The sequence below is a fragment of the Arthrobacter sp. 05T47 genome, assembly GCF_056395825.1.
Window position 1 is genome coordinate 14,290 of record NZ_JBFTKG010000025.1, and the last position, 25,084, is coordinate 39,373.

A 25,084-nucleotide genomic window follows, 5' to 3' on the forward strand; every position below is an offset into this window, starting at 1 on the left:
TCGTGTCCTTAGTGCTACCCAGCGCGGTTCGTTCCGCAATGGTGTCACGCGAAGCCGTTCAGGAACAGATCCCCGCGTACTGGGGGCGCCTAGATTCTGCGGTAGCTGAGGTCGAAGATCAGGCGCCCGGCTTCGTGCGCCTTGTTCTCGAAGCTGGTCAGGATCCGGCCCTCAAACCGCGGCGCCCAGCCGCCGGTCCCGTCCACGCCTTCGTTGGGCCCGGTGTGTTCGGTGCTGACCGGTGCCCGGCCCTCCTTGACGGGCGCTCCGCCCACGAGGGACTCGACGCCGGATTCCCACACCTGGGTCAGGGGGCTCTCCGCGCCGGCGCGCTCGCCCTCATGCAGGTTCTCGAAATCCGCGGACCCGGCCATGACTTCGCGGACGTGGACGGCGTAGTTGGACCAGTCGGTSGCGATCCGGAAGGTGCCGCCGGGCTKGAGSGCCCGGGCGGCRAGRTCGGCGAAGGCCGGCTGAATGAGGCGGCGYTTGTGGTGCCGGGACTTGTGCCACGGGTCMGGGAAGAACACCCACAGTTCGGTGACTGAGCCAGCCGGCAGCATGGTCGCGAGCACTTCGGGGGCGTTCGCCTCCACCACGCGGACGTTGCTCAGTTTGCGGCTGTTGATCTTGATCAGCGTGTTGGCCAGGCCCGGGGTGTAGACCTCCACGGCCAGGAAGTCCTTGTCCGGGTTTTCCTCCGCCGCGTGGCACACGGCGTCGCCCAGCCCGGAGCCGATCTCCACAATCAGCGGCGCCGTCCGGCCGAATTCGGCTTCCGCGTCGAAGACGTAGTCCGGGTGCACGGAGGTGTTGGCGACGTGGCGGGGGACCTCAACGGCCCAGCGGTCGGAGTGCTCCTCCCAGGCTGCCTGGCGACGGCCCTGCAACCGCGTGCCGCGGCGCACGAAGCTCACCGGACGGCCCCCGTACGTGCCGAACGAGGCCTGGCTGCCGGGGGTCACGGGGCGCGGCAGTTGTGTCTCTTCCGGGGCGCCGGACTCCGGGGTTGCCGGCGTGCCGGGGGATTCTGGGGATTCGCTCATCCCTTCCAGAATAGTTGAGTTTGCGGGGCCGGCCCGCCCCGCAACCATCCGGAGGCGGGAGACCGCGGCGGCGGGCGGCAGCACGAAGCGACTGCAAGAATGGGGCGGATGAGCCCAGCAGGAAAAACTGACCAGCAGGAACACCTGGCAAGCCTCGCTGTCCGGGACGACCCCGCCGGAGCGCAGCGCGCTGCCGGCCGGCGCACGCTCGCGTACCTGGGCGTCTGCCTGGTCCTCATCGGGCTGAACCTCCGCACCGTCTTTTCGAGTTTCGCTGCGGTACTGCCCGAGGTGACGGCCGACTCCGGGCTTCCGGCCTGGGCGATCATGGTGCTCACCACGGTGCCCGTGACGCTGCTGGGCGTGTTCGCCCCGCTCGCCCCGGGGCTTGCCCGCCGGTTCGGAGCCGAGCGGGTGCTGCTCGGCGCCATGGCGGTGCTTACAGCCGGGCTGCTGCTGCGGCCTGTGGAGCTGCCGGCGGCCGGCCATCTTCCGGCCCTGCTCGCAGGAACCGCCGCCTGCGGCGCGGCGATTTCATTGTGCAACGTGCTGCTGCCCGGTGTCGTCAAGCGCGACTTCCCCCACCGCCTGGGCCTCATGGGCGGCCTTTACACCACGGCAATCTGCGCCTCGGCCGCCCTCGGTGCGGGTTTCACGTTCCCGGTCTTTCGCGCGACCGGGCAGTGGAGCGCGGCGCTCTGGTTCTGGGCGCTGCCGGCCGGCGTCGTGCTTCTGCTGTTCCTGCCGGCAGCGCTCCGGGCCCGTCCCGGCGGCCCGGCCCCGGCGGGCGGCGGCGTCAATGTCTGGCGTTCCGCCGTGGCGTGGCAGGTGACGGCGTTCATGGTCCTGCAGGCCATGATGTCCTTCAGCGTCTTCGCCTGGCTGGCCCCGATCCTGCGCGAACGCGGCGTGGACGGCGGCACGGCCGGTCTGATCGTCTCGGCCTCGATTGTGCTGCAGATGCTGGGCTCGCTGTTCGCCCCGGCCCTCGCCACACGGTTCCGGGACCAGCGCGCCATCAACACGGTGGTGGCCCTCATGACCGGCGGAGGCTTCGCGCTGAGCATCTTTGGGCCCGCCGATTTGCTCTGGCTGTGGACCGGGCTGCTCGGCCTGGGCCAGGGGAGCCTGACAGCCGCCGCCCTGACCCTGATCATGGTCCGCACCCGCGACGGGCACACCGCGGCCCACCTCTCCGGGATGATGCAGGGCGTGGGCTACGGACTGGGCTCCAGCGGCACGCTCTTGGTCGGCCAGTTACACCAGTCCACCGGGTCCTTCGCCGCGGCGGGGGTGCTGTTCCTGGTGGTGGGCTCGCTCGCCGCCGTGTTCGGGTACCGGGCCGGCCGGAACCGCTACGTCGGCGGCTGACGCCTTAACTGCGATGAGCTACCAGTTGTAGCTGTCTGGAGCCCTCCATGACAGCTACAACTGATAGCTCAAGCGGGACCCCGGGACCGCAGGGCCGGGCAGGACGGGATCAGAGGGTGAGGTCCTTGCCCTTCGTTTCCGGGATGGTGAAGACGAAGACCGCGGAGATGGCCAGGAGAATTACGGCGTACACGTTGAACAGCTGCGGCATTTGCACGGTAGTGCCGAGCCACTGCTGCAGGTAGGGCGCGGTTCCGCCGAACACCGCTACGCAGATGGAGTAGGGGACGCCGACGCCCACCGTGCGGATGCTCGTGGGGAACAGCTCGGCGTAGACGGCCGGGACGATCGCCGCGCTGGCCGCGATGAAGATCAGCATCACGGACATGCTGACGGCCAGCTGCCACGCGGCGTCCTTCAGCAGCCAGGTCATCGGAAAGTGCATGACCCCTGCGCCGATCGCGCCGGCCCACAGCACCTTCTTGCGTCCGATCCGGTCGGAGAGTTTTCCCCAGAACGGCAGCGCCGCGATGAACACGATGTTGCCGATCACCCCGGCCCACAGGGCCTCCCCACGGTCGATCTTCAGGGCGGTGGTGGCGTAGCTGGGGGCGACGACACCCCAGATGTAGTAGATCACCGTCAGGCCCACGGTCAGGCCGATCACCTGCAGGGCCTGCTTGCGGTGGCGCACGATCTGGGGCCAGATCGGGGCGCGCTTTTCGGCAGTGGCCTCGCCCTCGAAGACGTCCGTTTCGTGCAGCCGGGACCGCATGATCAGCGCGTAGAGTCCCATGGCCGCGCCGATCAGGAACGGGATGCGCCAGCCCCACGCGTTCATGACCTCGGTGCTCAGCGCCATGTTCAGGACGGCGCCCAGCAGGGTCCCGAACAGGATTCCCACGGTGCCGGAGGTGTAGATCAGGGTGGCCCAGAAGCCGCGGTGTTCCTTCGGCGCCATTTCGGACAGGTAGGTCTGCGACGACGGCAGCTCACCGCCATGCGCCAGGCCCTGGACCAGGCGCGCCACCAAGAGCGTGAGCGATGCCCATACACCCACTGCCGCGAAGGTCGGTGCGATGCCGATCATCAGGCTGCCCACCGATGCGAGCCCCACGGCCAGGGTCATGGAGGCCTTGCGGCCGATCCGGTCACCGATCCACCCGAAAAGGAAGCCGCCGAAAGGACGGGCAACGAAGCCGACGGCGAAAATGGCCAGGGTGGACAGCACCGCGGACGCCGGATCCGACTTGCTGAAAAGCTGGCTGGCGATGAACGGCGTGAAGGTGGCGTAGATGGCCCAGTCGTACCATTCGACGGCGTTTCCGATGCCGGTGCCGATGATTGTCTTGCGGGTGGATGTCCGGGGCGCCAGTTGGGTGCTTGCAGTTGCAGTCATGGTCTTCTCCCTCAGGGGGTGGGCTAGGAAAGGGTGGAGGCGGCGGTGGCGGATGCGGCAGCGTCGGCCGCCGCCAGCGCGGCCAGCCTCGAAATGGCGAGCTCCGCGTAGAGTGCGGCGCCGTCGGCCAGCACGCCGTCGTCGAACGTGGCGTACGGGGAGTGGTTGAACGCGGACGTGGCGTGGTCGGAGCCCCGGGGGACGGCGCTCAGCCCGATGAACGTGCCGGGGACCTCGGCGAGAACCCTCGAGAAGTCCTCGGAGCCGCTGAGCGGCGTGGCCCAGCGGGAGAGCCGGGAATCGCCGAACATGCCCTCAATGACGGTCTCCGCGGTGTGCGTTTCGTCCTCGTCGGTGATGGTGAGCGGATACTCCTGCTGGTAGTCGACGTCGACGTCGAGGCCGTGCGCCGCCGCGATTCCCTTCAGCAGGCGCGGCACGGCGTCCATCATTTTCTGCCGGGATTCCTCGGAGAAGGTCCTGATGGTCGCCTCGATGCGTGCCGTTTCCGGGATGATGTTGCGCTTGGTGCCGGCCTGGAGGACCCCCACGGAGAGGACCACGGGATCGAACATGTTGAACTGGCGGGTGACCATGACCTGGAGGGCGGTGACCATTTCCGCCGCCACTGTCACGGGATCCTTGGCCGAATGCGGGGCCGAACCGTGGCCGCCGGCACCCAGCACGGTGACCATGAGGCCGTCGGATGAGCTGAGCATGACGCCGGGTTTGGTGCAGAACGTCCCGTGCGGCTCCAGGGCGGAAAATACGTGCATGCCGTAGGCGGCGTCCACGCGTCGGCCGGCGGCATCCAGCACGCCCTCGCGGATCATGTGGCCGGCACCGTCGAAGCCTTCTTCGCCGGGCTGGAACATCAGGACGACGTCGCCGGCCAGGTTGTGCCGGCGTTCGGCCAGGAGGGTGGCGGCCCCTGCCAGCATGGACGTGTGCAGGTCATGGCCGCAGGCGTGCATGGCGCCGTCGATCCTGGACGTGTAGTCCACGCCTGTTTTTTCCTGCACCGGCAGGCCGTCCATGTCCGCGCGCAGCAGCACGGCCGGGCGGGAGCCGGCGCCGGACCCGGGTGCCTGGCCGCGCAATACCGCGGTGACCGAGGTGGTGTCCTTGCCCAGGGTGATCTCATAGGGCAGACCGTCCAGGGCTTGGAGCACCTTCTCCTGGGTGCGGGGCAGGCTCAGGCCGATCTCGGGCTCCCGGTGCAGTTCATGGCGGAACCGGGCGAGGTCCGCCTGCATTTCCCGGGCGTCTTCGGTGATCGGCACGTGTTGCTCCTCGTTTGTCGCGTGGTTGGTGATGTGGCCTGGCTGACTGGCTTTGTTCGGTCCCCGCGGGGGACTTACTGCGTCTATTCTGAAGTGACATAATTCACATGCGGCCGAAGCCCTGAAAAAATGCAAAAAGGGACTGCTGTTGCAGGTTTCATGCATTAACGAAGGGAAAAGTGATGGAACTCAGCGAGGACGACCTCGCCCTGATTAATGTCCTGCAGATTGCGCCGCGCCTGAGCTGGGCGGACGCGGCCCAGGTGCTGGGCGTCCACGCCACTACCCTCGCCGCCCGGTGGGAACGGCTGCTGGCCTCCGGCGTTTCCTGGATCACCGCCCACCTGATCGGCGACCCCCATCAGATGTGCCTTGCGTTCGTGGCTGTGGACTGCGAAATGAACCGGCGCGAGGAAGTCACCGCCAGGCTCGCCGGGATGCCGGAAATCGTCACAGTGGAGGAGGCCGCCAGCAACCGGGACCTCATGCTGACCGTCATCACGCCCTCCCTGGACGACTTCAGCCTGAAGGTCGTCTCGCGGCTCAAGGAGATCGACGGCCTACTCAAATATCAGACCGCGCTGTGCACCCGGCTGCACGCGAGCGGCGGCTCCTGGCGGCTCAATGTGTTGAGCCGGGCCCAGCAGGCCGCCGTGCGGGCACTGGCCGGCCCCGAGGCAACCGGGGTTGCCCCGGCTGCCGCCCGGGACGCGTTGCCGAAGAGCCATCTGGCGCTCCTGCCGTTCCTGGCCAGGGATGGGCGGGCCACGGCGGCGGACATTGCCCGGGGGCTGGGCAGGCACCCTGCCACGGTCCAGCGGCAGCTCAACCGGGTGCTCGCCAGCGGCATCCTGTCATTCCGGTGCGAGGTGGCCCAGAAGTTCTCGGCCTTCCCCGTGACCTGCCAATGGTTCGTCAACGTCCCGGCCGGGCGGCACGAGGCAGCCGCGGCCGAATTGAGGACCATGCGGAACGTGCGGCTCAGCGCTTCCACCACGGGGCCCACGAACTTCGTGATCATCATGTGGCTGCAGTCCCTGGCGGACGTCATGAGCATTGAACTGGCGCTGCAGCAGAAAGTGCCCGGGATCGTCCTCGTGGAAAGCGTAGTCATGCTGAGCACCGTGAAACGCGTGGGCTGGATGCTGAACCCGGACTCACGGGCGAGCGGCGCCGTCGTGGTTCCGGCCCAGGGGCTCGATGCGATGGTCTGACCTCGACGGCTAACCGCGACCGACTGACCTCCACGGACTGACCACCTCACGTCCACTGCTGACGAGCAGCCCGCGGCGTGCCCGGCTTTCAAAGCTGTGGCATGCTTCCCCTAGGCGCCCTTCACCTGCTTCATCCTCCGGGTGGCCAGGCCAGGAGCCGCGCCACTGGTCCCCGCCCGCCCGGACCTGCCTTGGCCTCATCGTTGAGTTGAGGATTCCTGGGCTGCGTCCCTCATTACTGATCAGGCCCCGCTCGTGCCCCGAACTGACCCGCCCGCCCGCCAAAGAGCCGTCCCCGAATCGGCCGGAATCTTCCACCGCAGCTACCTGCTGGTGACGCTCGGCGCGTGCGCGCTGGTGTTCCTGGCGGCATTCGAGTCCCTGGCGGTGACCACCATCATGCCGCTCGTCAGCCGGGAACTCGATGGCGCGGGCCTGTATGCCTTGGCCTTCGCCGGGCCGCTCGCCACCGGGGTGATCGGCATGGTGGCGGCCGGTAGCTGGTCGGACCGCAAAGGCCCCGTGGCGCCCCTCCTGGCCGCCGTGGGCATGTTCGTGCTCGGCCTGCTGATCGCCGGTACCGCCGGAACCATGCCGGTTCTGGTATCCGGACGGCTGGTGCAGGGCCTCGGCGGAGGCGGGCTGACGGTGGCCCTGTATGTCGTCATCGCGCGGGTCTACCCGCAGGTGCTGCACCCGAAAATCTTCGCCGCCTTCTCCGCGGCCTGGGTCATCCCGTCCCTCGTGGGCCCGTTCGCGGCGGGCGCCGTGGCGGAACTGGCCGGCTGGCAGTGGGTGTTTCTGGGCGTCGTGGGACTCGTGGTTCCGGCCCTGCTCCTGACGGCCCCGGCCCTGCGGGGCTTGAATGGCAGCCCGGACGACGCCGGGGAGCCGCGGGCAAGCGCGGAGCCCGCCGTCGGCCGCGGTCCGGGCGGCCTCGCCAAGTTGGCGCTGGCGGCGCTGGCAGCGCTCGCGGTGCTGGGCCTGAACCTGTCCGCCACGGTGCCGGGCGCCGGGGGCGTGCTGGCGGCGGCCGCCGTCGCCGTCTCGGTCCTGGCCGTGCGTCCGCTCATGCCCCGCGGAACCCTGACCGCCCGGCGCGGCCTGCCCAGCGTGATCCTCACCCGGGGGCTCGCGTCCGCGGCGTTCTTCGGGGCGGAGGTCTACCTGCCGTACCTGCTGGTCGAGCGCTACGCCTTCGCCCCGACCTTTGCGGGCCTCACGCTCACCGGCGGCGCCATCGCCTGGGCGGCGGCGTCGGCCATCCAGGGCAGGCTGGGCAACCGCCTGGAGCACCGCAGGGCTGTGCGGATCGGCTCGGCCCTGGTCCTCGGCGCCATCGTCCTGGCCCTCGTGACAACGGTCTTGGCCTGGCCGGCCGCCGTCGCGATCGCGGGATGGATCTTCGCCGGCGGCGGGATGGGCCTGATGTATCCGCGGCTGAGCGTCATGACTCTGGCCCTTTCCACCCGGGACACCGAGGGCTTCAACAGTTCGGCGATGTCCATTTCGGACTCGCTCGGCGGCGCCCTGGCCCTGGCCGGCACGGGGATCGTGTTCGCCGCGTTCGCGACGGCGACGCCGTCGGCACCCTTTGCAGGGGTCTTTGCGCTGACGGCGGCGATCGGGGTCGCCGCCGTGGCCGTCGCGCCGCGCGTCGCTGTCGTCCCGGCCCTCAGGAAGCCCGCCTAGCGGCCCGTGACGCATAGAAGCCCCGAACTGCAGGAGCCCCGGCCGGAAAGTCCGGCCGGGGCTCCTGCGCGTCACGCTTGAGGATCAAACAGCCGCGCGGGCTTCCTCCTCAGAGCGGACGGCCTTCCATTCGACAATCCGGGCCTGCTGCAGCGGGGTCTTCCGGTTGAAGTGCCAGGCCGCGCCCAGCAGCAGGAACCACACCGGTGCCACCACGAGCGCCAGGCGGGTGTCATCGGCCTGCGCCAGCGCCACCAGCATGAAGACGAAGAACGCGAGCACGACGTACGGCATGAAGGCCGAGCCGGGCATCTTGAAGGCCGAAGCCTCGTGCAGGTCCGGCCGGCGGCGGCGGAAGACGATGTAGCTGATCAGGATCATGGACCACACGAACATGGTCAGCACGGAGGCCACGGAGGTCACGATCGTGAACGCGCCGATCACGGAATCGCCGGAGTAGAGCAGGACAAGTCCGGCCAGCAGGAAGATGCAGGAGAACAGCAGGGCGTTCTGCGGCACCTTGCGGACGCTGAGCTTGCCGAACGCCTTGGGCGCGTTCCCGTCCTGAGCCAGGCCGTAGATCATCCGGGAGGTTGAGTAGATTCCGGAGTTGGCGCTGGAGGCGGCGGAGGTCAGGACTACAAGGTTGATGACCACTGCGGCGATCCCCAGCCCGGCCAGGGTGAACATGCCGATGAACGGGCTGCTTGCGGGATCGATGGTGCGCCATGGGTTGACCGCCATGATGACCACCAGGGCGCCGACGTAGAAGAGCAGGACGCGCACCGGGATGGAGTTGATGGCACGCGGCAGGTTCTTCTCCGGGTCCTTGGTTTCGGCGGCGGCGGTGCCCACCAGTTCGATGCCGGCGAAGGCGAAGATGGCGATCTGGAAGCCCAGGATGAAGCCGAACATGCCGTGCGGGAACATGCCGCCGTCGTTCCACATGTTGGCAAGGTTCGCTTCCGCGCCGCTCGGGGACGTGAAGTGGGTGGCGATCATGACCGCGCCGGTGATGATCAGGGCCACGATGGCCACCACCTTGATGATGGCAAACCAGAACTCTGCCTCACCGAACGCCTTCACGGTGGGGAGGTTCAGGAGGATCAGCACCACGGGCGTGAGCAGCGCCGGGATCCACAGGGGCGTGCCGGGTGCCAGCTTGTCAACGTAGCCGGAGATGGCGACGATGTCCGCCACGCCGGTGACTACCCAGAAGAACCAGTAGGACCAGCCGGTGAAGAACCCGGCCCAGGGGCCGAGCAGGTCGCCGGCGAAGTCGCTGAAGGACTTGTAGTTCAGGTTGGAGAGCAGGATCTCGCCCATCGCCCGCATCACGAAGAACAGCATGAAGCCGATGATCATGTAAACGAAGATGACGGACGGGCCGGCGAGCGAGATGGTCTTGCCGGAGCCCATGAACAGGCCGGTGCCAATAGCACCGCCGATGGCCAGCAATTGGATGTGGCGGTTGCCGAGGGCGCGGGCGAGGTGCGGTTCGCGGCTCCCGGCGCCGGAGTCACTGTTGGTGGAGGCGGCAGTGTCAGATTCTGCAATGGCCGGAGCGGCCGAGGTGGTGCGTTCAGACATGAGGCTTCTTCCTTGTCACGGGCGGTCGCAGCGGGCGGGGGTTCCGCAGTGCGGGCCGCGCAGGTCCGTCAGGGTGTGACGGAGGTAACAGTTTTAGCGGGTAGATCCAGATTAGGGCCGATATTTCGCGGCCCCTGTTGTCGCCGTGGTCCGTGCAGGTGGGCCGGCCGTCCGGTGATGTGCCGTGGTTCTGCCGGTGGCATGGTGATTCCGCACGGTGCGGAAGCGGCTCCGGAACCCGCATCTATCGCGGGCTCAAGGGAAAATTCGACGCCGGCACGGCAGTCCGGTGCGGCCGCCTGCGCCGCCTTCTCCGCGAACCACCCGCGCACGGGCCTGTTCGACAACTGTCGACCATCTTAGCTTCAGTTGTCGTCCGCTGTCTTTTGTCACATTTTTTGCGCGCTGAAGGCGGACCGGGGCTCCTCGTGGCCTATCTGGGCGATGCCGACCTGGACCGTCACCCGGTGGTGGCCCAGATGCTGCCGCACCGCCGCGGCAACGGCCCGGGCCACGTCCGGCGACGGGTGCGCCCCGCTCACCCCGATGCGCGTCCTGACCGCTACGGCGGCGCCGGTGGCGGAAACGTCAACCGGCGGTTCCGGCTCTCCCGTCACGGCCGACCGTGCCGCGCCCGCGATTGTCTGCCACAGCGGGCCTGCCGGATAGACCGCCGTTACGCCGTCGACGGCCTGGATGACCACTTGCAGTTCGACGGCCAGTCCGGCGGGGAGTCCGGCGGGGAGTTCGGCGGTCGGCCCGGCCGGGTCTTGCCCGGTGACGCCGTCCAGGGGAGGCAATGGCTCGGTCATGGTTTCTCCTGCGGGTTCCGTGCTTCCAGGACGTCGGTGATGGTGACATCGATTGCGGTGATGTTCAGCTCCGTCTGCCGCGCCAGGACTGTGGCCAGCTTCCGGCGCAGTGTGGCGGCGCGTTCCTCCATCGGGTGCCCGTACACGACGGCGAGATCGACGCCCACGGTGATGGGCGCCCCGGGCTGGGTGACGTCCCCGTGCAGGCGGCATTTCCCGGCGGCCGTGCCCGGAAGGGAATCCGCCACTGAACGGATCAGCGCCGCAATGGAACCCTCCGTCTCGGTGAGGATGTCGCCGGGTGTGTCGGCCCGCAGGGGAATGTTCCGCCCCGGCCGCAGTTCCAGGCGCAGGTTGCCCAGGATGGTTTTCATCCAGTCGTCGCTGCCGCTGCCGGCAGCAGCGGTGTCGGCGTCGAGCAATTCATTGCTCAGGGCCGCGAGGCTGCGCAAGGATGCCAGTCCTGACTGGCATTCGGGACAGTCCGCCAGGTGGCCGGGATCGCCGATCCTGCCGGTGTCGAGGTATTCGCCCAGATCTGCCAGGCTGCGCCCGCAGCCGAGCATGTCGCCGGTGGTGGTCATCGCCAGTCCTCCATTTCGCGGGCGAGCGTGATGCGGGCCCGGGCAAGGCGGCCGCGGACGCTGGCCGTGCTGATGTTCAACGTTTGCGCGATTTCCTCATAGCTTTGGTCATTGAACGCCTTCAGCACCCAGCAGCGGCGCTGTTCCTCCGGCAGGGCGGCCAGGGCAGTCCTGAGGGCGTCCATCCGGGAGCCGCTGACGGCGGCGTCTTCGGGGCGGTCCGTGCCCGCACCAGCCGGCACCTTGTGGTCCAGTTCGCCGAGGTCCGCATGGGTTTTTCGCCTGCGCAGATGGTCGATGCTGCGGCTGCCGGTAATGCGCAGCAGCCAGCCCCGCACGGCGTCGCCGTCCCGCAGGGTGTTGAGCTGCTTCCAGGCCTGCATCAGCGATTCCTGCACGACGTCGTCCGCGTCGGCGAGGGAACCGGTCAGGCGGCGGGCGCAGGCACGCATGACGGGGCCGTGCCGGCGGGCCAGTGCCTCGAAGGCCGCGGTGTCGCCGTCCGCGGCCCGTCCGGCCAGCAGGGCGTCCGGCACGAGGTCAAGTTGATGCGGCGGCGGGGGTAAACCAGTCACGTGTCCGTCGCTTTCCTCTGCTTTCACCACGGGTTGGTGTGGGCTTTTTGGCGTGGGCTTTCGGCCCGCACTGATCCGCGCTGATCTGGCCTGCACTGATCTGCGCCGGTCCGGCATGCACCCGTCGCTGCGGCCGGAACGGCCCCGCCGTGGGCGCGGGGCCGTTCCGTTGCGCAGTTCTTGGACTTGGATCGGGGCCGAAGCCCGGCGCGGACGCTATTCCTTGCTGAAGCCGTCCCTGAGCTTCCGGGCGGCGTCCTGGATGTTCCCGCCGATGTCGGCCGCGGCGTCCTTGACGCGCTCGCCGGCCTCCTGCAGTTTCGCCTGCGCCTGTTCGTGCTGGCCTTCGCGCCGGAGGTCCTGATTGCCCGTCATCCTTCCGGCACCTTCTTTGGCTGTGCCGATGTGGTGGATGACCGTGAGGTTGGCCTTGTCGTCGGTTCCCATGATGTTTCCCTTTCGTTTTCCTACTTCGTGAAGCCGTATAGCGGTGCGTCTGCCCGGGTCAGCGGGCGCGATCGGGTGCCGCCACCTTGCTCCTGGCGCCACTGGTGATTCGGACCAGAACCGGAAGTGGATGGCCCAGCAATGTGTCGATGCCCCGGACCAGTTCGTCGGCGGTGTCCGCGATCTCCCGGGGGGATGCTCCCTGTCGGGCCTGAAGCCCCAGCCGCAGTCCCGTCCCGCCCATCGTGTGCCAGGCGGAGACCGATGTCCCGAGCACCTGGCGGTTGCCGGCCAGGGCCTGTTGGACGGCGGCCGAGACGAGTCCGGCTTCGATCACGGTGGTGCCGCGGCCGCCGTCCTCTTCCCGGCCGACGTGCGTTGTGCGGCCGCCGCCCTGTGATGCCAGCCAGGCGATGCTGAGCCCGGCCGCCAGGATCAGCGCGACGACTCCGGCCACGGCCCACCAGCTGCGGGCCGGGCCCGGGAGGGGTGCCGCGGAGAAGAGGCGGCCTGCCCAGTCCATGAGCGCGGATCTTGTGGCTGCCCAGGCAGCCGCAACATCGGGCAGGATCCCCGCGGCAGCTGTCGCCGTGCCGGCTGCGAGCAGCCCGAGCCCGGCCAGTGCCAGCAGGATCCGGTTCAGCGCCCTGTTGGTGTGATTCATTGCCCCAGCGCTCCTTCCCTCAGGATGTGGATTTTCAGTGCGATGCGGTGGTCCAGGGAGTAGGCGGCCAGTTCGTCGCCCACGGCGGCGTCGATCGCGTCCCGGTCCACGGGAACGCCCGACGTCGGTCGGACCTGGACGCGGACGGCGCGCCGGCTCACCGTGGTGGTTACCTGCCCGGGGGCCAGTCCCGCCGTGAGGCGCGCCCGCCGGGACAGGGCCGCGGCGAGGACCTCGTCGTCGGCCACCACTGCGCTACGGTTGCTGTGCAAGGCGTGCCGGGGCCGGCGGCCGCGCGTCACTGCGGCCCAGAGCAATACCAGGCCAAGAATGGCCAGTCCGGCTCCACCGGCTACCAGCCCCGCGGGGACCGTGTTGGCCGGCACGTCGACGACCCAACGGCCAAGGTGGTCGGGGCTGACCAGGAGCGGGTGTTCCTGGAGCAGCGCCAGCACGGATTCGAGCGCAAGCCAGAGCCAGAGGCCGGCCAGCGCGCCGGCCGTCAGGACGGACGCGGCGGCCCGGGACGAATGGGTTTCCCTGCGGACCAGGCGCCCGATGGTTCGGTCCGGTCTCACGTGACGCTCCTCTCCGCGGGGTTCGTGCTCGGCTGGTTCGTGTTCGCCGGGTTCCTGTTCGGCCGGTTCCTGTTCACCTGACCGGCCCGGGCGTCCGCCTTGGCGGGGCCGGGGGACGGCTTTGCCCCGGTGAGCCGGATATTCACCCTGCCCAGCGTCCGGCCCGTGAGGTCCAGGCCGCGGGTGATGATGTCTTCCCGGGCTGCCCGTGACCGCTCGAAGACGGTGCCGCCGGCCGAGTCCTCGCGTGGGCCCAGCAGGGACGGGAGCGCCAACTGCACGCTGACTGTTGCGCCGAGCCGGCCCGAATCGTCTTCCAGCACTGCTGTGACGTTGGACCCCGGAACGCCGAAGGCGCGGGCGGCGATGGTTTCAACCGTGTGCCGGAGGGCCGCCGGGGTGACCCGGGTGTGCCCCGCCCGCATCACGAGGAGGAGCGCTTGCCGCGCAGGGCGTCCAGGACTCCGCCGGGATCCAGCCTGCCCTCGGCGGCGCGGCCCATCGCGGCCCCTGCCCCCATGAAGAGCGCCGTGAGCAGGAATCCCCAGAATCCGAACGCCAGGGCGGCTCCGGCGAGGACCGCTCCGATGGCCAGCCCGCCCGCGGTGGGACTCAAGCGACCCTCGGCTCGGGGCGGCCGGCGTCGGCGTCCTCGTCGTCGGAAGGCACGTGAATGTCGGTGATGGTGATGTTGACCTCCGTCACTTCCATGCCGACGAGGTTCTCGATGGCCATGTACACGGCCTCGCGGGCATTGTCAGCGACCTGTTGGAGCGGGTGCGGGTACTCGACTACCAGGGTGATGTCGACCGCCACTTGCGTCTGTCCGACTTCCACGTGGACGCCCTGGGTGAGGTCCTTCTGGCCGACCTTGTCCCGCAGGGATCCGAGCGCGCGGGCCGCTCCGCCACCGAGGGCGTGCACTCCATCGATTTCCTGGATCGCGATGCCTGCGATCTTTGCCACGACGCCGTCTGCGACCGTGGTGGCGCCGCGGCCGTCGTTGCCGGCGGGAAGGGCGTGGGGCGTAAGGCCTGGCGTCTTGGCGGCTGGCGCCTTTGCAGCGGGCGTCTTGCTGGCGGGGGTTGTTGCGGTGCCCGGTCCGGCCTGGCCCTGGACGTCTGCCGGGGTGTGAGTCTGGGTGGTCAATGCAATCACTCCTGATCGGTTGAGGACGCGCTCCGTGGCGCTGTCTCAACTAAGACGGGCCCGGAGCGGAAATCCTCACGGTCAAATCAGGGTGAGCTGCATCACATGCAGCCTTGGCGCTTGCCCGCGGCCTACTGGGCGGCCAGGCGCGTGGCCCGCAGCACGGCATCCGTGAGGGGCGCCGTCCCGCCGTCGGGCCCGACCATGCTGCGGTGCCGGCTGTCCAGGACATCGACCCGCCACTGTGGTTCTTCGAGGGGGAGTTCCCGGGCTATGTCCTCGGCAGTGAAGAACTTCTCCGGAGTATGGTGCGCGCCCCACGGCGGCAGCCCGTCGGGGTGATGGCCGACGATCAGCAGCGTCCCGCCGGTCCGCACCGCGCCGGCGGCGAGCTGCAACGCCTGCTGCCACGGCATCTGGGTGGAATGCAGGAACTGTGCCGAGACGAGGTCGAACAACCGGTCCGGGACCCACGTGGCAAGATCCTGCTGCACCCACGTGATGGTGGCCCCCTGGCCGCGGTCCCGGGCGTGCGCGGCGGCACGTTCAAGGGCGACGGCGGAAACGTCCAGGCCGGTCACGGCCCAGCCGCGGGCGGCGAGCCAAATGGCGTCCGCGCCCTCGCCGCACCCCAGGTCCAGGGCATCGCCGGGAGGCAGGTCCGCGGCCTCGGCGACGAGTTGCGGATTCGGCTCCCCGCTCCACATCCGGGTTCGGCTGCCGTACTTTTCATCCCACACCTGCGCCGCAGTGCCGGGCACCTGATCGGCGGCGTGCTCGTGGCTGTGTGTTGTCATGGCTTCTCCTCGTCGCCTTGCCCGCCCACCATGCTCCTCCGGGACGCGGCGGCGGTCAATACATCCCCTGGCCTGCAGCAATGCGTCGAATAAATCTGCGAAGGCAGGGGGGACACATGAAAATCACGCTCCGGAAACGCTCTCGAAACCTGTGTCGTGAATGCTGGGCACATGAGGTTGAATGCTGGGGAAGGACAATGATCATGGACGTTGACACAGCACGGCACATCCGCAGTTCCACCGAGCTGAACGTGGGGGACGAGATCGAGGCCTGGCACAACGGGAAGCTCTTCCACCGGGGCACGGTAACGCAGACCGTCACGGCCGTGGACCTGTTCTGGATCCTGGATGCCAGGACGGGAACCCGCCGCCTAATCGACGCCGAGGCGCTCGTGATCCTGCGGGCGGCGGCCCCGCCCGCAGGCAAGTCGCCGTCGCCGTCGCAGTCGCAGGCGTCCGTCCGCACACCCTCCTCCCACACACCCTCAGGACCCTCCCACATGCCACTGTTCCAAGCCCCTGTCCTGGCGGGCTAGGGGCTGTGACTTCGGCCACGGATACGGGGCCCGGCCCTGCCGGATGGTAGGCTAGTGGAACTTGATGTGCAGTGATGCCCACTTTKGATTCGGTTTACCGGCTTCGGTCCACCAACCGGATCCCTGCCAGATTCCCTCGGGAATCCGTACGCAGGCAGTGGGATTTTTTCATGTGAGAGGCACATCCTGCGTCGATGAACGCGTTCCATTTGGTCCCGGCGGCCGCTTGCTGAAGTTTGGCAACAGCCCGGTTGATCACCTGACTTTTCTTCGGCGAACCCTTGAGCCAACCGGCATCGGGGGCCGATATCCGCACGGATACCGCCTGAAAGACCTTGAAACACATGACTACATTTGCTGCCCTCGGCACGCCCAAAGCACTCGCCGACACGCTGACCGCCCAGGGAATCGTTGAGCCGTTCCCCATCCAGGTCAAGACCCTGCCGGACACCCTGGCCGGACGCGACGTCCTGGGCCGCGGCCGCACCGGCTCCGGCAAGACCATCGCTTTCGCCATCCCGCTTGTGGCACGACTCGCCGAGCGGGAAGCCAAGCACTTCCGCAAGCCCGGCCGCCCGATGGGCCTGGTCCTGGCCCCCACCCGTGAGCTGGCCACCCAGATCAACGCGACCATCGAGCCGATGGCCAAGGCCCTGGGCCTGACCACCACCGTGATCTACGGCGGCATCTCCCAGGCCCGCCAGGAAAAGGCCCTCCGCGCCGGCGTCGACATCGTCATCGCCTGCCCGGGCCGCCTGGAGGACCTGATCCGCCAGCGCATCCTGACCCTTGAAGCCGTCGAGATCACCGTCTTGGACGAGGCCGACCACATGGCCGACCTCGGATTCCTGCCGGTGGTCAAGAAGCTCATGGACATGACGCCCACCCAGGGCCAGCGCCTGCTGTTCTCCGCCACCCTGGACAATGGCGTGGACAAGATCGTCCAGCGCTACCTGTCCAACCCGCTGACCCACTCCGTGGACGACCCGCAGGCCGCGGTGACCACCATGGAACACCACGTCCTGGTGGTCAACGACCAGACCGTCAAGAAGCAGCTGATCGTCGAGCTCGCCTCCGGAGCCGGCCGCCGCGTGCTCTTCATGCGCACCAAGCACCACGCCCGCAAGCTGGCCAAGACCCTGACCGACGCCGGCATCCCCGCCGTCGACCTCCACGGCAACCTCTCGCAGAACGCCCGTGACCGCAACCTGGCCGAGTTCTCCTCCGGTGACGTCCGCGTCCTGGTGGCCACCGACGTCGCCGCCCGCGGCGTCCACGTCGACGACGTCGAACTGGTCATCCACGTGGATCCGCCCACGGAGCACAAGGCGTACCTGCACCGCTCAGGCCGTACGGCCCGCGCCGGTTCCGACGGAACCGTGGTCACGCTGACCCTGCCCGAGCAGCAGTCCGACGTCAAGAAGCTGATGAAGGCCGCCGGCGTCGAGGTCAACTTCGAGCGCGTCACCGCCAACTCCCCGCTGGTTGCAGAACTGGTTGGCGAAATGGCCGACAAGATCGATCCGCGGACCCGTGCGGCACTGCTGGCAGCCAAGGCCGCCCAGCACGGCGGCGGCACCTCCACCGGTGCCAACGCCGAGCGTAAGCGCGCACGCCGCACCACCCAGGCTGCACCCACCGCCGGTGGCCGTGGCGGCCGTGGCGGACGCGGACGCGTCGGAGCCGAGGCTCCCCGCACCGATCTGCCGCGCGCCGAGCGCCGCGCCGTCGCCTACGAAGGCAAGGCTGCTGCCCGCAACGCTGCCGACCGTGTCGCCGAGCAGAACCAGGACCGCGCCGATGCCGAGCGCGCCGAGCGCCGGAACGCCCGTGGCCGTGGCCGCACCACCGCCTACGCGCACCACAACGACGTTCCGGCCGCCGGCGGCCGTGCCGCGGCTGGCCGCGGTTCGGACGGACGCGCAGCCGAGGGACGCAGCGACGCCCGGGGCGCTTCGGCTCCCCGCAGTGGCGCACCCCGGACCGGTGGAGCTCCCCGCACGGGTGGYGCACCGCGCACCGGCGGCGCACCCCGCACGGGTGCCACGGCCGGCGGCCAGCGCAACGGACGCCCGGCAACCGGCCAGCGTGCAGCWGCCGGCGCCAAGTCCGGAGGCAGCGCCGCTGTCTGGTCCTCGAACACCGGCGGCACCTCGGGCGGATCCTACGCAGGCGGCGGCAACGGCCGCTCCAGCGAAGGCCGTCCTGCCCGCAGCGGCGGCCCCCGCCGCGCGTCGGCTCCGGCCTCGAACGAACGCCGCAGCCGCTAGAGTCCCACCTGCCCGCTACCTAAAGTAGCTGGCGAGGCACGAAATGCCGGTCGCTACGGGAATTCCCGCAGCGACCGGCATTGTGCGCAGCGCGAACCATGAAGTGCAGCGCAATCCACACAGCGCAGCGCCGGTTACCAGCCGCGGGCGCGCCACTCTTCCAGGTGCGGGCGTTCCGCGCCCAGCGTGGTGGGCTTGCCATGGCCCGGGTGGACTACGGTGTCATCCGGATACACGTCGAACAGCCGCTCGCTCACATCGGTGATGAGCTGGTTGAACCGCGCCGGATCCTTCTGCGTGTTGCCCACTCCGCCCGGAAACAGCGAGTCGCCGGAAAAGATGTGGGCCGGGCCTTCCGGGTCCTGGTACACGAGGGCGATCGAACCGGGAGTGTGCCCGCGCAGGTGCACTGCCGTCACGTCGAACCCGTCGAAGTTGCCGACGTCCCCGTGATCCAGCAGCACATCGACCTTCACCGGCAGTTCCGGGGCGTCTTCGGTCCCGGCCGCCGTTTTCGCCCCCGTGGCTTCCACCAGGCCCGGCAGCGCCCGGACGTGGTCCCAGTGTTGGTGGGTGGTGGCAATCAGCGCGAGCTTCGGCGTCGCGGTGGTATCTGCGGCGGCGTCCGCGAGCAGTCCCTGGATGGCGGCCAGATCATCGGCCGCATCGATCAGGAGCTGCGCGCCGGACGCCTTGGCCGTGAGCAGATACACGTTGTTGTCCACCTCGCTGACCGAAATCCGGCGGATGGTGATGTCACGTAAGGAGTGAATGAGCGAGTCCATGGACTTCAGTCTACGGAGGCGCTATTCACGGCCCTGGGACACCCAGTTGGGATCCGCGGAGCGGGAGCCGACGACGGCGTCTGCGGCGGCGTCGAGCGTTTTCAGTTGCGCTGCGGTGAAGTCCAGTGCCAGGGCACCCAGGTTCTCGTCGATCCGGTCCGCCTTGCGCGTGCCGGGGATGGGGACCACGGGCAGTCCCAGCTTCCGGCCCTGCGCGAGCAGCCAGGCCAGGGCCACCTGGGCAGGAGTTGCGGGCCGCCCGGCAACGCTCAGTTCCGCAGCGACTGCCCGTACGGCGGCCACCACGCCCTGGTTGGCGTCGGCGGCGTCCGCGGCGAAACGCGGGATGTTGCGGCGGAAGTCGTTACTGCCCAGCGTTGACGCGTCCACGGTGCCGGTGAGGAATCCCCGGCCCAGCGGCGAATAGGGCACAAAGCCCACCCCGAGGCCTGCCGCGGCCGGAACCACGTTGCGTTCCACGTCGCGGCTCCAGATGGACCATTCGCTCTGGACCGCGGCGATCGGGTGGACGCGGCTGGCCTCACGCAGCTCCTCGGCCGTCACTTCTGACAGGCCAAGGTGCCGCACCTTGCCGGCCTGCACCAGCCCCGCCATGGCCTCCACGGTTTCCACTATCGGAACGCGGAGGTCACGGCGGTGCAGGTAATACAGGTCGATCGAGTCGGTGCCGAGCCGTTGCAGGCTGCGGTCCACCGCCTGTTTCACGTAAGCCGCATCTCCGCGGATGTCCGTGTAGCCGGCCGAGGGGTTGCCCACGAGGCCGAACTTGGTGGCCAGTTGGACCTCGCCGCGGCGTTCCTTGAGCAGCCGCGCAATCAGTTCCTCGTTGCTGCCCCCGCCGTAGATGTCCGCCGTGTCGATGAAGCTGACGCCGGCGTCGACGGCGTGGTGCAGGGTCTTGAGGGCCTCGGCCGGGTCCACGTCGCCGTAGACAGGGGTCAGGGCCATGCCGCCGAACCCGAGGGGGCTGACCGTGAGGCCGTCGCCGAGCTGGACTGTTGCTGCCGTCATCTGGGTCTCCATTCGCGCACGCAGTAGTTCCGAAGTAGTTCCGTCCCTGCCAAGAACCTTTCCCTGCTAAGAACCCTTGAGCGCGCGCGGCTATTCCGGCCCGCGCTTGTTGGCCGGTCTGTTCGCCGGCGGACAATTCTCCCCACCTTTGACCGTGGCACGGCCAGCACGACGGCGCGCCGCGGGGACACGCCGTCGTACTGCCTTAAACGTGGGGAGTTTCCGCGGAGGAGGGCCGCTGCTGTGCCCCGGTGGCCGGTTTGGTCGCCGGTCCCGCGTCCCGCTCTTCGGCCGGCAGGAGCTTCAGGCCCGCGGCGCAGCCGACAATCCCGGCGATGAACAGCAGCCTGAGCGGGCTGGCAGGTTCGACGCCGGTGGCCATCGCCCAGCCCACGGTCAGTGCGGCGCCGATCCCCACCCAGACGGCGTAGGCGGTGCCGAGCGGGATGCGCTTCACGGCCATCCCAAGCCCCACCATGCTGAGAGTGGCCGTCACCGCGAAGACGATGGTGGGCAGCGGGCGGGTGAACCCGTTGGACAGGCCCAGGGCAGTGGCCCAGACCGCCTCCAGCACAGCGGAGGCGAGCAGGATCAACCAGGTAAGGGCAGGAGTTGACCGGTTATCGCGGCGTTGGTTGGCAGCTTTCATCACGCCACCAGCTTCAGGCCCACGACGCTCGCGGCAATCCCGCCAAGCAGCAGGATCCGGGCCGCGGTGGCGCGCTCAACTTTGGCGATCATCGCGTACCCGGATGTCAGCACGACGCCGACCCCCACCCAAACGGCGTAGGCCGTTCCGGTGGGGATGGACTGCATGGCGACGGCCAGCCCGCCCGTGCTTGCAATGACGGAAACGAGGAAAACCAGGCCCGGGACCAGCCGGCGCCGGCCGGTGGCCTGCGACGTGCGGTGCAGCGCGGCGGCCCAGACCGCTTCCAGCGCTCCGGAAAGAATGAGTATTAACCATGACATGACGGCTCCTGTGGCCAGTCTTGTCGCGTGCCGGGTACTGAACCGTCGTCCGGAGGCCCGCAAAGGGGGGCCTTGGCCTCCAAGTTTAGCAAATCCGGTTGCCCCCAGGCGGGCGTCACCGCCGGACGGCGTCGCTCCAGACCGTGAACGTGCGCCCCACAGGGTAGTGGGCGCATGCCTCGCCCGGGGCGGTGAGGTCGCCGGCGTCGATATCGGATGCCGCCGACACCACGGCCCGGCCGTCGGCGGTGGCCAGGGTGGCCCGGGCGCCGATCCGCCGCAGCGCCGGCATGGCCCCACGTTCCAGGCGCTGGACCGTGACGTCGATGCCCACGATTCCCGCGACCGGACCATCCGGGCGGGTGAATACCGGGTGAGTGAAGGTCAGGACGTATTCGTCGGTGCAGAGGAAATCCACGTAGGGCCCCGTGACATGCGCCTGGCCCGTTTCCACGGGGATCCGGAACCATTCGGCCTTGACGTAGCGGCTGATGGAATTGGGGCTGAAGTTGGCCAGGGCATCGACGGGCTCCAGATCCGGGCCCTGCCACCAGGCGATATAGCTGCGTTCGGGTCCGAGCAGCCCGGCGTTGGCGATGAACCCTGCGCCGGCCGCGTAGCCATCAGGCAGCTGCACCAGTTCCTCGACTACCGGCCTGATGAGCTTGTCCACGGCCGTGCCCGTGACTTTCCCGGACATGGCGGCCAGGGCTGCCCCGGTGTCGGCGGCCCACACCGTCAGGCGGCGCTCGATGCCGGCGATGGTGGCATCGAGTTCGGCGGGCGCCCGCTCGGCAGGACCGGGTCCGGCGGCCGCCGCGGGAGGAGCAGCGGGGCGCCCATCGGTGGGCTCTGCGGAGGCGACTGCCGGGGCGGCAGCGTTTTGGCCTGCGGTCGACGTTGTTTCGGTCATGGTTGCTGCCTTTAGCTCGAAGGGGCCGGGACATGTGTGGTCAATAGCGTTTGGCCTGTTCGGTCAGCAGCCAGTCGGCAGTGGCGGAGATGAGGGCCTTGACCCCGGTTTCGGCCGCCCCCGGATCGTGGGCCTCGATGGCGGCCGCCACGTCCTCGAGGATTACTGTGGTGCGTTCACGGTAACCGGTATCGGCGCACGGGAGCAGGGTGAGCGTGCCGAGGTCGGCCTGCAGCCTGATGAGCTCCCGGGCGAGCCGGGCGGAGCGGGCTATGGCCGCGACTTCCAGCAGGAACTCCGAGAGGGCCAGCCGCCAGCTCAGAGAGTCATCGTCCGCAGCGGGGATGAACGAGCGCAGCGTGGCGACGTCGGCCGCGTCCGAGCGCCGGGCTGCGACGCCCGCGCAGGCCGCGGCGATCGCCTGGTAGTGCAGGGCGAGGTCCCTGATCTGCAGCCGGCTCAACTCATGCAGCTGCTCTAGGGCCCGTTCCCGGGAGGGCAGCACGTTGTCCGCGATGAAGCTCCCGCCGCTGCGTCCACGGGCCGTCCGGATGATTCCCGAGGCCCGCAGTTGGGAAAGGGCCTCCCGTGCCGTCACCGCAGACACGCCGAGGGCCGCGGCCAGCTCGGTTTCGTTCGGCAGCCGCTGGCCGCTGGTCAGCAGCCCGGTCTCCACGGCCTGTTCGATCCGGCCGCACACTTCATCCACCAGTCCGCGTGATTTGATCGGCGTGAACACCGCGGCGAGGCTCCGGGAGGCGCCCTTGGGCGACAACAACATCCGGGCCTCCCTTCCCTCCGGCGGTATCCGGCCGCCTTGGCCGGGGCATTCCTGCAGCGTCCGCGAGCGGCGCCGCCGTGCGTCGTCCGGGCTGATGTCATCCTAATCCGGGCTTTGCCGGAGGGTCTATACATAAAACCTATGAAGTAATAGCATTTGGGCCAGCAGCCCAGTGTGCACTGGATCACATTCCGCTGCGTGGCTTTCCCGTGGACGATCCGGCAACGACGTAAGGCGCACCGCATGACCGAAACATTGGCCGCCGGCACCTCGACCGGAACCGAAGAGGTTCCGGCGATCCGCCTGCGCAAGCTCACCAAGGTCTTCGGCGACACCACCGCGGTCAACGGGGTGGACCTGGACATCCGCCATGGGGAGTTCTTCTCCATGCTGGGCCCGTCCGGCTCCGGCAAGACCACGGTCCTGCGCTTGATCGCAGGCTTTGAACTGCCGACCTCCGGCAGCGTTGAACTCGAGGGCAAGGATGTCACGGCGATGGCGCCCTTCCAGCGGGACGTCAACACCGTCTTCCAGGACTACGCGCTGTTCCCGCACATGTCCCTCGTGGACAACGTCGCCTACGGGCTGCGGGTGCGCGGCATGCCCGGGAACCAGCGGCGGGAGCGGGCCAGGGAGGCCCTGGACCGTGTCCAGCTCGGAAAGTTCCTGGGCCGCAAACCCGCCCAGCTCTCCGGCGGCCAGCGGCAGCGGGTTGCCCTGGCCCGGGCGCTCGTTGTCGAACCAAAAGTGCTGTTGCTGGACGAGCCGCTCGGCGCCCTGGACCTGAAGCTCCGGCAGCAGATGCAGGTCGAACTCAAGGAATTGCAGCGCTCGCTGGGCATCACCTTCATCTTCGTCACCCACGACCAGGAGGAGGCCCTGACCATGAGCGACAGGATCGGGGTCTTCAACAACGGCAGCATCGAACAGATCGGGACCGCGCACGAAATCTACGAACGCCCCGGCGACATTTTCGTGGCCAACTTCGTCGGCACGTCCAACATTTTCGACGCCGGCCAGGCGCAGGCGCTCTACGGCCGGCCGGATCCCCTGTGCATCCGTCCGGAGCGGCTGCGCGTGGCTTGGACCGGGCAGCCGGAGGGCCGTGCCGGCACCACCTCCCGGCCCGGGACGGTGACGTCGTTCGTGTACGTCGGGCACGCCACCCAGGTGCGCGTGCAGCTCGACGACGGGCCCGCCGTCGTCGCGCTCTTTCCCGAAAAGCTTCCCGGCAACGACGCGGAACTGGTGAACGGGCCGGTAACCGTCAGCTGGGACGACGACGCCGTCGTCTGGCTTCCGGCCGGCGGCTCCGGCACCGATGCACCACCCCACTCCGATTCTCCACACATCGAAAGGTAAGAATCATGGCACCAAGAACAAAGGCCTCCCTGGTGGTCGGCGTGGTGGCGGCGGCAGCCCTCGCGCTGTCAGCCTGCGGAACCAGCGGCGGATCGGGCGCCTCAGCGTCGACGCAGCCGGCGAAGACCGAGATCGGCGCCGGTGAAGGCCAGATTTCCATCCTCGGCTGGCCCGGGTATGTCGAGGACGGCAGCAACGACCCCGCGGTGGACTGGGTGCATCCGTTCGAAAAAGAGACCGGGTGCAAGGTCAGCTTCAAGCCGTTCGGCACCTCGGACGAGGCCGTGACCCTCATGCGCACCGGGCAGTACGACGTCATTTCCGCCTCCGGGGACGCGTCGCTGCGCCTGGTCGCAGGCCATGACGTCCAGCCGGTCAACATGAGCCTGCTGAAGAACTACCCGGACATCTATCCGTTCCTGAAGGACAAGGCCTGGAACACCGTCAACGGCGTGAACTACGGTATGCCGCACGGCTGGGGCGCCAATCTGCTGATGTACTCCACGGACAAGGTCACCCCTGCGCCCGCCTCCTGGAGCGCAGTGTTTGACGACGCCGCCAAGCACACCGGCAAGGTCACGGCCTACGATTCGCCCATCTACATCGCCGATGCCGCCGTCTACCTCATGGCCCACAAGCCGGAGCTGGGCATCAAGAACCCGTATGCCCTAGACAAGGACCAGCTGGCCGCCGCCGTCGACCTGCTCAAGCAGCAGCGCACGCACATCGGCGAGTACTGGAGCGATGTCGTCAAGGAAGTCCAGGCCTTCACCTCCGGGAGCACCGTGGTCGGCACCACCTGGCAGGTGGGTGCCAACATCGCGACGGCGGGCGGCGCCAAGGTCGCAACCCTCCTCCCTGAGGAGGGTGCCACCGGCTGGTCGGATACGTGGATGATCGGGTCCAAGACCAAGAACCCGAACTGTGCCTACAAATGGCTCGACTACATCGCCAGCCCCAAGCCCAATGCCCAAGTGGCGGAGTACTTCGGCGAATCCCCGGCCAACGCGAAAGCCTGCGCGCTGACCACTGATCCCAAGCACTGCGAGACGTACCACTCCGGTGATACGGCTTACGCCGAAAAGATCTGGTACTGGACCACCCCGGTGGCTGACTGCCTCGATGGCCGCAAGGACGTCAAGTGCACGGACTATTCGGAATGGACCAAGGCCTGGACGGAAATCAAGGGCTGATCCCGGCACCGCCGCACCAATACCCGCAAGAAAAAGCCG

Annotated in this window: 27 protein-coding genes and 1 riboswitch; of the genes, 7 read left to right on the forward strand and 20 right to left on the reverse strand. The window is 68.6% G+C overall.

Going from position 1 to position 25,084, the window contains the following annotated elements:
• Nucleotides 1–89 precede the first annotated feature (89 nt).
• Nucleotides 90–1,046 (reverse strand): tRNA (guanosine(46)-N7)-methyltransferase TrmB, encoded by a 957-nt coding sequence (gene trmB, locus AC1DEY_RS16220; protein WP_476868860.1) that lies wholly within the window; start codon nucleotides 1,044–1,046, stop codon nucleotides 90–92.
• Between the two features lie 108 nt (nucleotides 1,047–1,154).
• On the opposite strand from trmB, the gene AC1DEY_RS16225 reads away from it, so the two are divergent.
• On the forward strand, nucleotides 1,155–2,417 hold the full coding sequence (locus AC1DEY_RS16225; RefSeq protein WP_476868861.1) for an MFS transporter: 1,263 nt from the start codon (nucleotides 1,155–1,157) through the stop codon (nucleotides 2,415–2,417).
• Nucleotides 2,418–2,526: 109 nt separating this feature from the next.
• Here the strand turns inward: AC1DEY_RS16225 and AC1DEY_RS16230 are convergent, their stop codons facing one another.
• Both AC1DEY_RS16230 and AC1DEY_RS16235 read right to left on the reverse strand, forming a co-directional pair.
• The gene (locus tag AC1DEY_RS16230) at nucleotides 2,527–3,816 is read right to left on the reverse strand and encodes an MFS transporter (RefSeq protein ID WP_476868862.1); all 1,290 of its coding nucleotides are present in this window, start codon (nucleotides 3,814–3,816) and stop codon (nucleotides 2,527–2,529) included.
• Nucleotides 3,817–3,839: 23 nt separating this feature from the next.
• Complete coding sequence (locus AC1DEY_RS16235; RefSeq protein WP_476868863.1) at nucleotides 3,840–5,099, reverse strand: M20 metallopeptidase family protein; 1,260 nt, start codon at nucleotides 5,097–5,099, stop codon at nucleotides 3,840–3,842.
• 182 nt (nucleotides 5,100–5,281) lie between these two features.
• Here AC1DEY_RS16235 and AC1DEY_RS16240 point away from each other — a divergent pair, with 182 nt between their 5' ends.
• Both AC1DEY_RS16240 and AC1DEY_RS16245 read left to right on the forward strand, forming a co-directional pair.
• The gene (locus tag AC1DEY_RS16240; RefSeq protein WP_476868864.1) at nucleotides 5,282–6,313 is read left to right on the forward strand and encodes an Lrp/AsnC family transcriptional regulator; all 1,032 of its coding nucleotides are present in this window, start codon (nucleotides 5,282–5,284) and stop codon (nucleotides 6,311–6,313) included.
• 255 nt (nucleotides 6,314–6,568) lie between these two features.
• On the forward strand, nucleotides 6,569–8,005 hold the full coding sequence (locus AC1DEY_RS16245) for an MFS transporter (RefSeq protein WP_476868865.1): 1,437 nt from the start codon (nucleotides 6,569–6,571) through the stop codon (nucleotides 8,003–8,005).
• Nucleotides 8,006–8,089: 84 nt separating this feature from the next.
• Here the strand turns inward: AC1DEY_RS16245 and cycA are convergent, their stop codons facing one another.
• From cycA to AC1DEY_RS16300, 11 genes are all read right to left on the reverse strand, one after another.
• The gene (gene cycA / locus AC1DEY_RS16250) at nucleotides 8,090–9,595 is read right to left on the reverse strand and encodes a D-serine/D-alanine/glycine transporter (RefSeq protein ID WP_476868866.1); all 1,506 of its coding nucleotides are present in this window, start codon (nucleotides 9,593–9,595) and stop codon (nucleotides 8,090–8,092) included.
• 389 nt (nucleotides 9,596–9,984) lie between these two features.
• Nucleotides 9,985–10,407, reverse strand: a complete 423-nt coding sequence (locus AC1DEY_RS16255; protein WP_476868867.1) for a hypothetical protein — start codon at nucleotides 10,405–10,407, stop codon at nucleotides 9,985–9,987.
• Nucleotides 10,404–10,991, reverse strand: a complete 588-nt coding sequence (locus tag AC1DEY_RS16260) for an Asp23/Gls24 family envelope stress response protein (RefSeq protein WP_476868868.1) — start codon at nucleotides 10,989–10,991, stop codon at nucleotides 10,404–10,406. The genes AC1DEY_RS16255 and AC1DEY_RS16260 overlap by 4 nt, the downstream gene beginning before the upstream one ends.
• The gene (locus tag AC1DEY_RS16265; RefSeq protein ID WP_476868869.1) at nucleotides 10,988–11,566 is read right to left on the reverse strand and encodes an RNA polymerase sigma factor; all 579 of its coding nucleotides are present in this window, start codon (nucleotides 11,564–11,566) and stop codon (nucleotides 10,988–10,990) included. The genes AC1DEY_RS16260 and AC1DEY_RS16265 overlap by 4 nt, the downstream gene beginning before the upstream one ends.
• Nucleotides 11,567–11,782: 216 nt before the next feature.
• Nucleotides 11,783–12,013 carry a CsbD family protein gene (locus AC1DEY_RS16270; protein ID WP_476868870.1) on the reverse strand — a complete coding sequence of 77 codons (231 nt, stop codon included), beginning with the start codon at nucleotides 12,011–12,013 and terminating at the stop codon, nucleotides 11,783–11,785.
• A gap of 58 nt (nucleotides 12,014–12,071) precedes the next feature.
• Nucleotides 12,072–12,677, reverse strand: a complete 606-nt coding sequence (locus AC1DEY_RS16275; protein ID WP_476868871.1) for a hypothetical protein — start codon at nucleotides 12,675–12,677, stop codon at nucleotides 12,072–12,074.
• Nucleotides 12,674–13,255: a hypothetical protein gene (locus AC1DEY_RS16280; protein WP_476868872.1), complete on the reverse strand. Its 582-nt coding sequence runs from the start codon at nucleotides 13,253–13,255 to the stop codon at nucleotides 12,674–12,676. Before AC1DEY_RS16280 ends, AC1DEY_RS16275 begins: the two co-directional genes overlap by 4 nt.
• On the reverse strand, nucleotides 13,252–13,680 hold the full coding sequence (locus AC1DEY_RS16285; protein ID WP_476868873.1) for a hypothetical protein: 429 nt from the start codon (nucleotides 13,678–13,680) through the stop codon (nucleotides 13,252–13,254). The genes AC1DEY_RS16280 and AC1DEY_RS16285 overlap by 4 nt, the downstream gene beginning before the upstream one ends.
• On the reverse strand, nucleotides 13,680–13,871 hold the full coding sequence (locus AC1DEY_RS16290) for a hypothetical protein (RefSeq protein WP_476868874.1): 192 nt from the start codon (nucleotides 13,869–13,871) through the stop codon (nucleotides 13,680–13,682). Before AC1DEY_RS16290 ends, AC1DEY_RS16285 begins: the two co-directional genes overlap by 1 nt.
• Complete coding sequence (locus AC1DEY_RS16295; protein WP_476868875.1) at nucleotides 13,868–14,404, reverse strand: Asp23/Gls24 family envelope stress response protein; 537 nt, start codon at nucleotides 14,402–14,404, stop codon at nucleotides 13,868–13,870. Before AC1DEY_RS16295 ends, AC1DEY_RS16290 begins: the two co-directional genes overlap by 4 nt.
• 131 nt (nucleotides 14,405–14,535) lie before the next feature.
• Complete coding sequence (locus AC1DEY_RS16300; RefSeq protein WP_476868876.1) at nucleotides 14,536–15,201, reverse strand: SAM-dependent methyltransferase; 666 nt, start codon at nucleotides 15,199–15,201, stop codon at nucleotides 14,536–14,538.
• Nucleotides 15,202–15,404: 203 nt separating this feature from the next.
• Between AC1DEY_RS16300 and AC1DEY_RS16305 the strand changes: the two genes are divergently transcribed.
• Both AC1DEY_RS16305 and AC1DEY_RS16310 read left to right on the forward strand, forming a co-directional pair.
• Complete coding sequence (locus AC1DEY_RS16305; RefSeq protein WP_476868877.1) at nucleotides 15,405–15,737, forward strand: hypothetical protein; 333 nt, start codon at nucleotides 15,405–15,407, stop codon at nucleotides 15,735–15,737.
• A 344-nt stretch (nucleotides 15,738–16,081) separates the two neighbouring features.
• Nucleotides 16,082–18,007, forward strand: coding sequence for a DEAD/DEAH box helicase (locus AC1DEY_RS16310; RefSeq protein WP_441409585.1), 1,926 nt, complete (start codon nucleotides 16,082–16,084; stop codon nucleotides 18,005–18,007).
• Nucleotides 18,008–18,141: 134 nt separating this feature from the next.
• On the opposite strand, the gene AC1DEY_RS16315 is transcribed toward AC1DEY_RS16310, so the two are convergent.
• From AC1DEY_RS16315 to AC1DEY_RS16340, 6 genes are all read right to left on the reverse strand, one after another.
• Nucleotides 18,142–18,792: an MBL fold metallo-hydrolase gene (locus tag AC1DEY_RS16315; protein WP_476868878.1), complete on the reverse strand. Its 651-nt coding sequence runs from the start codon at nucleotides 18,790–18,792 to the stop codon at nucleotides 18,142–18,144.
• A gap of 21 nt (nucleotides 18,793–18,813) precedes the next feature.
• On the reverse strand, nucleotides 18,814–19,824 hold the full coding sequence (locus AC1DEY_RS16320) for an aldo/keto reductase (protein ID WP_476868879.1): 1,011 nt from the start codon (nucleotides 19,822–19,824) through the stop codon (nucleotides 18,814–18,816).
• A 205-nt stretch (nucleotides 19,825–20,029) separates the two neighbouring features.
• Nucleotides 20,030–20,473, reverse strand: a complete 444-nt coding sequence (locus AC1DEY_RS16325) for a DMT family transporter (RefSeq protein WP_476868907.1) — start codon at nucleotides 20,471–20,473, stop codon at nucleotides 20,030–20,032.
• Nucleotides 20,473–20,796: a DMT family transporter gene (locus tag AC1DEY_RS16330; RefSeq protein WP_229994079.1), complete on the reverse strand. Its 324-nt coding sequence runs from the start codon at nucleotides 20,794–20,796 to the stop codon at nucleotides 20,473–20,475. The genes AC1DEY_RS16325 and AC1DEY_RS16330 overlap by 1 nt, the downstream gene beginning before the upstream one ends.
• Before the next feature lie 9 nt (nucleotides 20,797–20,805).
• Nucleotides 20,806–20,873, reverse strand: a riboswitch (guanidine-III (ykkC-III) riboswitch).
• Nucleotides 20,874–20,911: 38 nt separating this feature from the next.
• Complete coding sequence (locus AC1DEY_RS16335) at nucleotides 20,912–21,709, reverse strand: cache domain-containing protein (protein WP_476868880.1); 798 nt, start codon at nucleotides 21,707–21,709, stop codon at nucleotides 20,912–20,914.
• Between the two features lie 40 nt (nucleotides 21,710–21,749).
• Nucleotides 21,750–22,490 (reverse strand): FadR/GntR family transcriptional regulator, encoded by a 741-nt coding sequence (locus tag AC1DEY_RS16340; RefSeq protein WP_476868881.1) that lies wholly within the window; start codon nucleotides 22,488–22,490, stop codon nucleotides 21,750–21,752.
• A gap of 243 nt (nucleotides 22,491–22,733) precedes the next feature.
• On the opposite strand from AC1DEY_RS16340, the gene AC1DEY_RS16345 reads away from it, so the two are divergent.
• On the forward strand, nucleotides 22,734–23,852 hold the full coding sequence (locus AC1DEY_RS16345; RefSeq protein ID WP_476868882.1) for an ABC transporter ATP-binding protein: 1,119 nt from the start codon (nucleotides 22,734–22,736) through the stop codon (nucleotides 23,850–23,852).
• 5 nt (nucleotides 23,853–23,857) lie between these two features.
• On the forward strand, nucleotides 23,858–25,045 hold the full coding sequence (locus tag AC1DEY_RS16350; protein ID WP_476868883.1) for an ABC transporter substrate-binding protein: 1,188 nt from the start codon (nucleotides 23,858–23,860) through the stop codon (nucleotides 25,043–25,045).
• Nucleotides 25,046–25,084 lie beyond the last annotated feature (39 nt).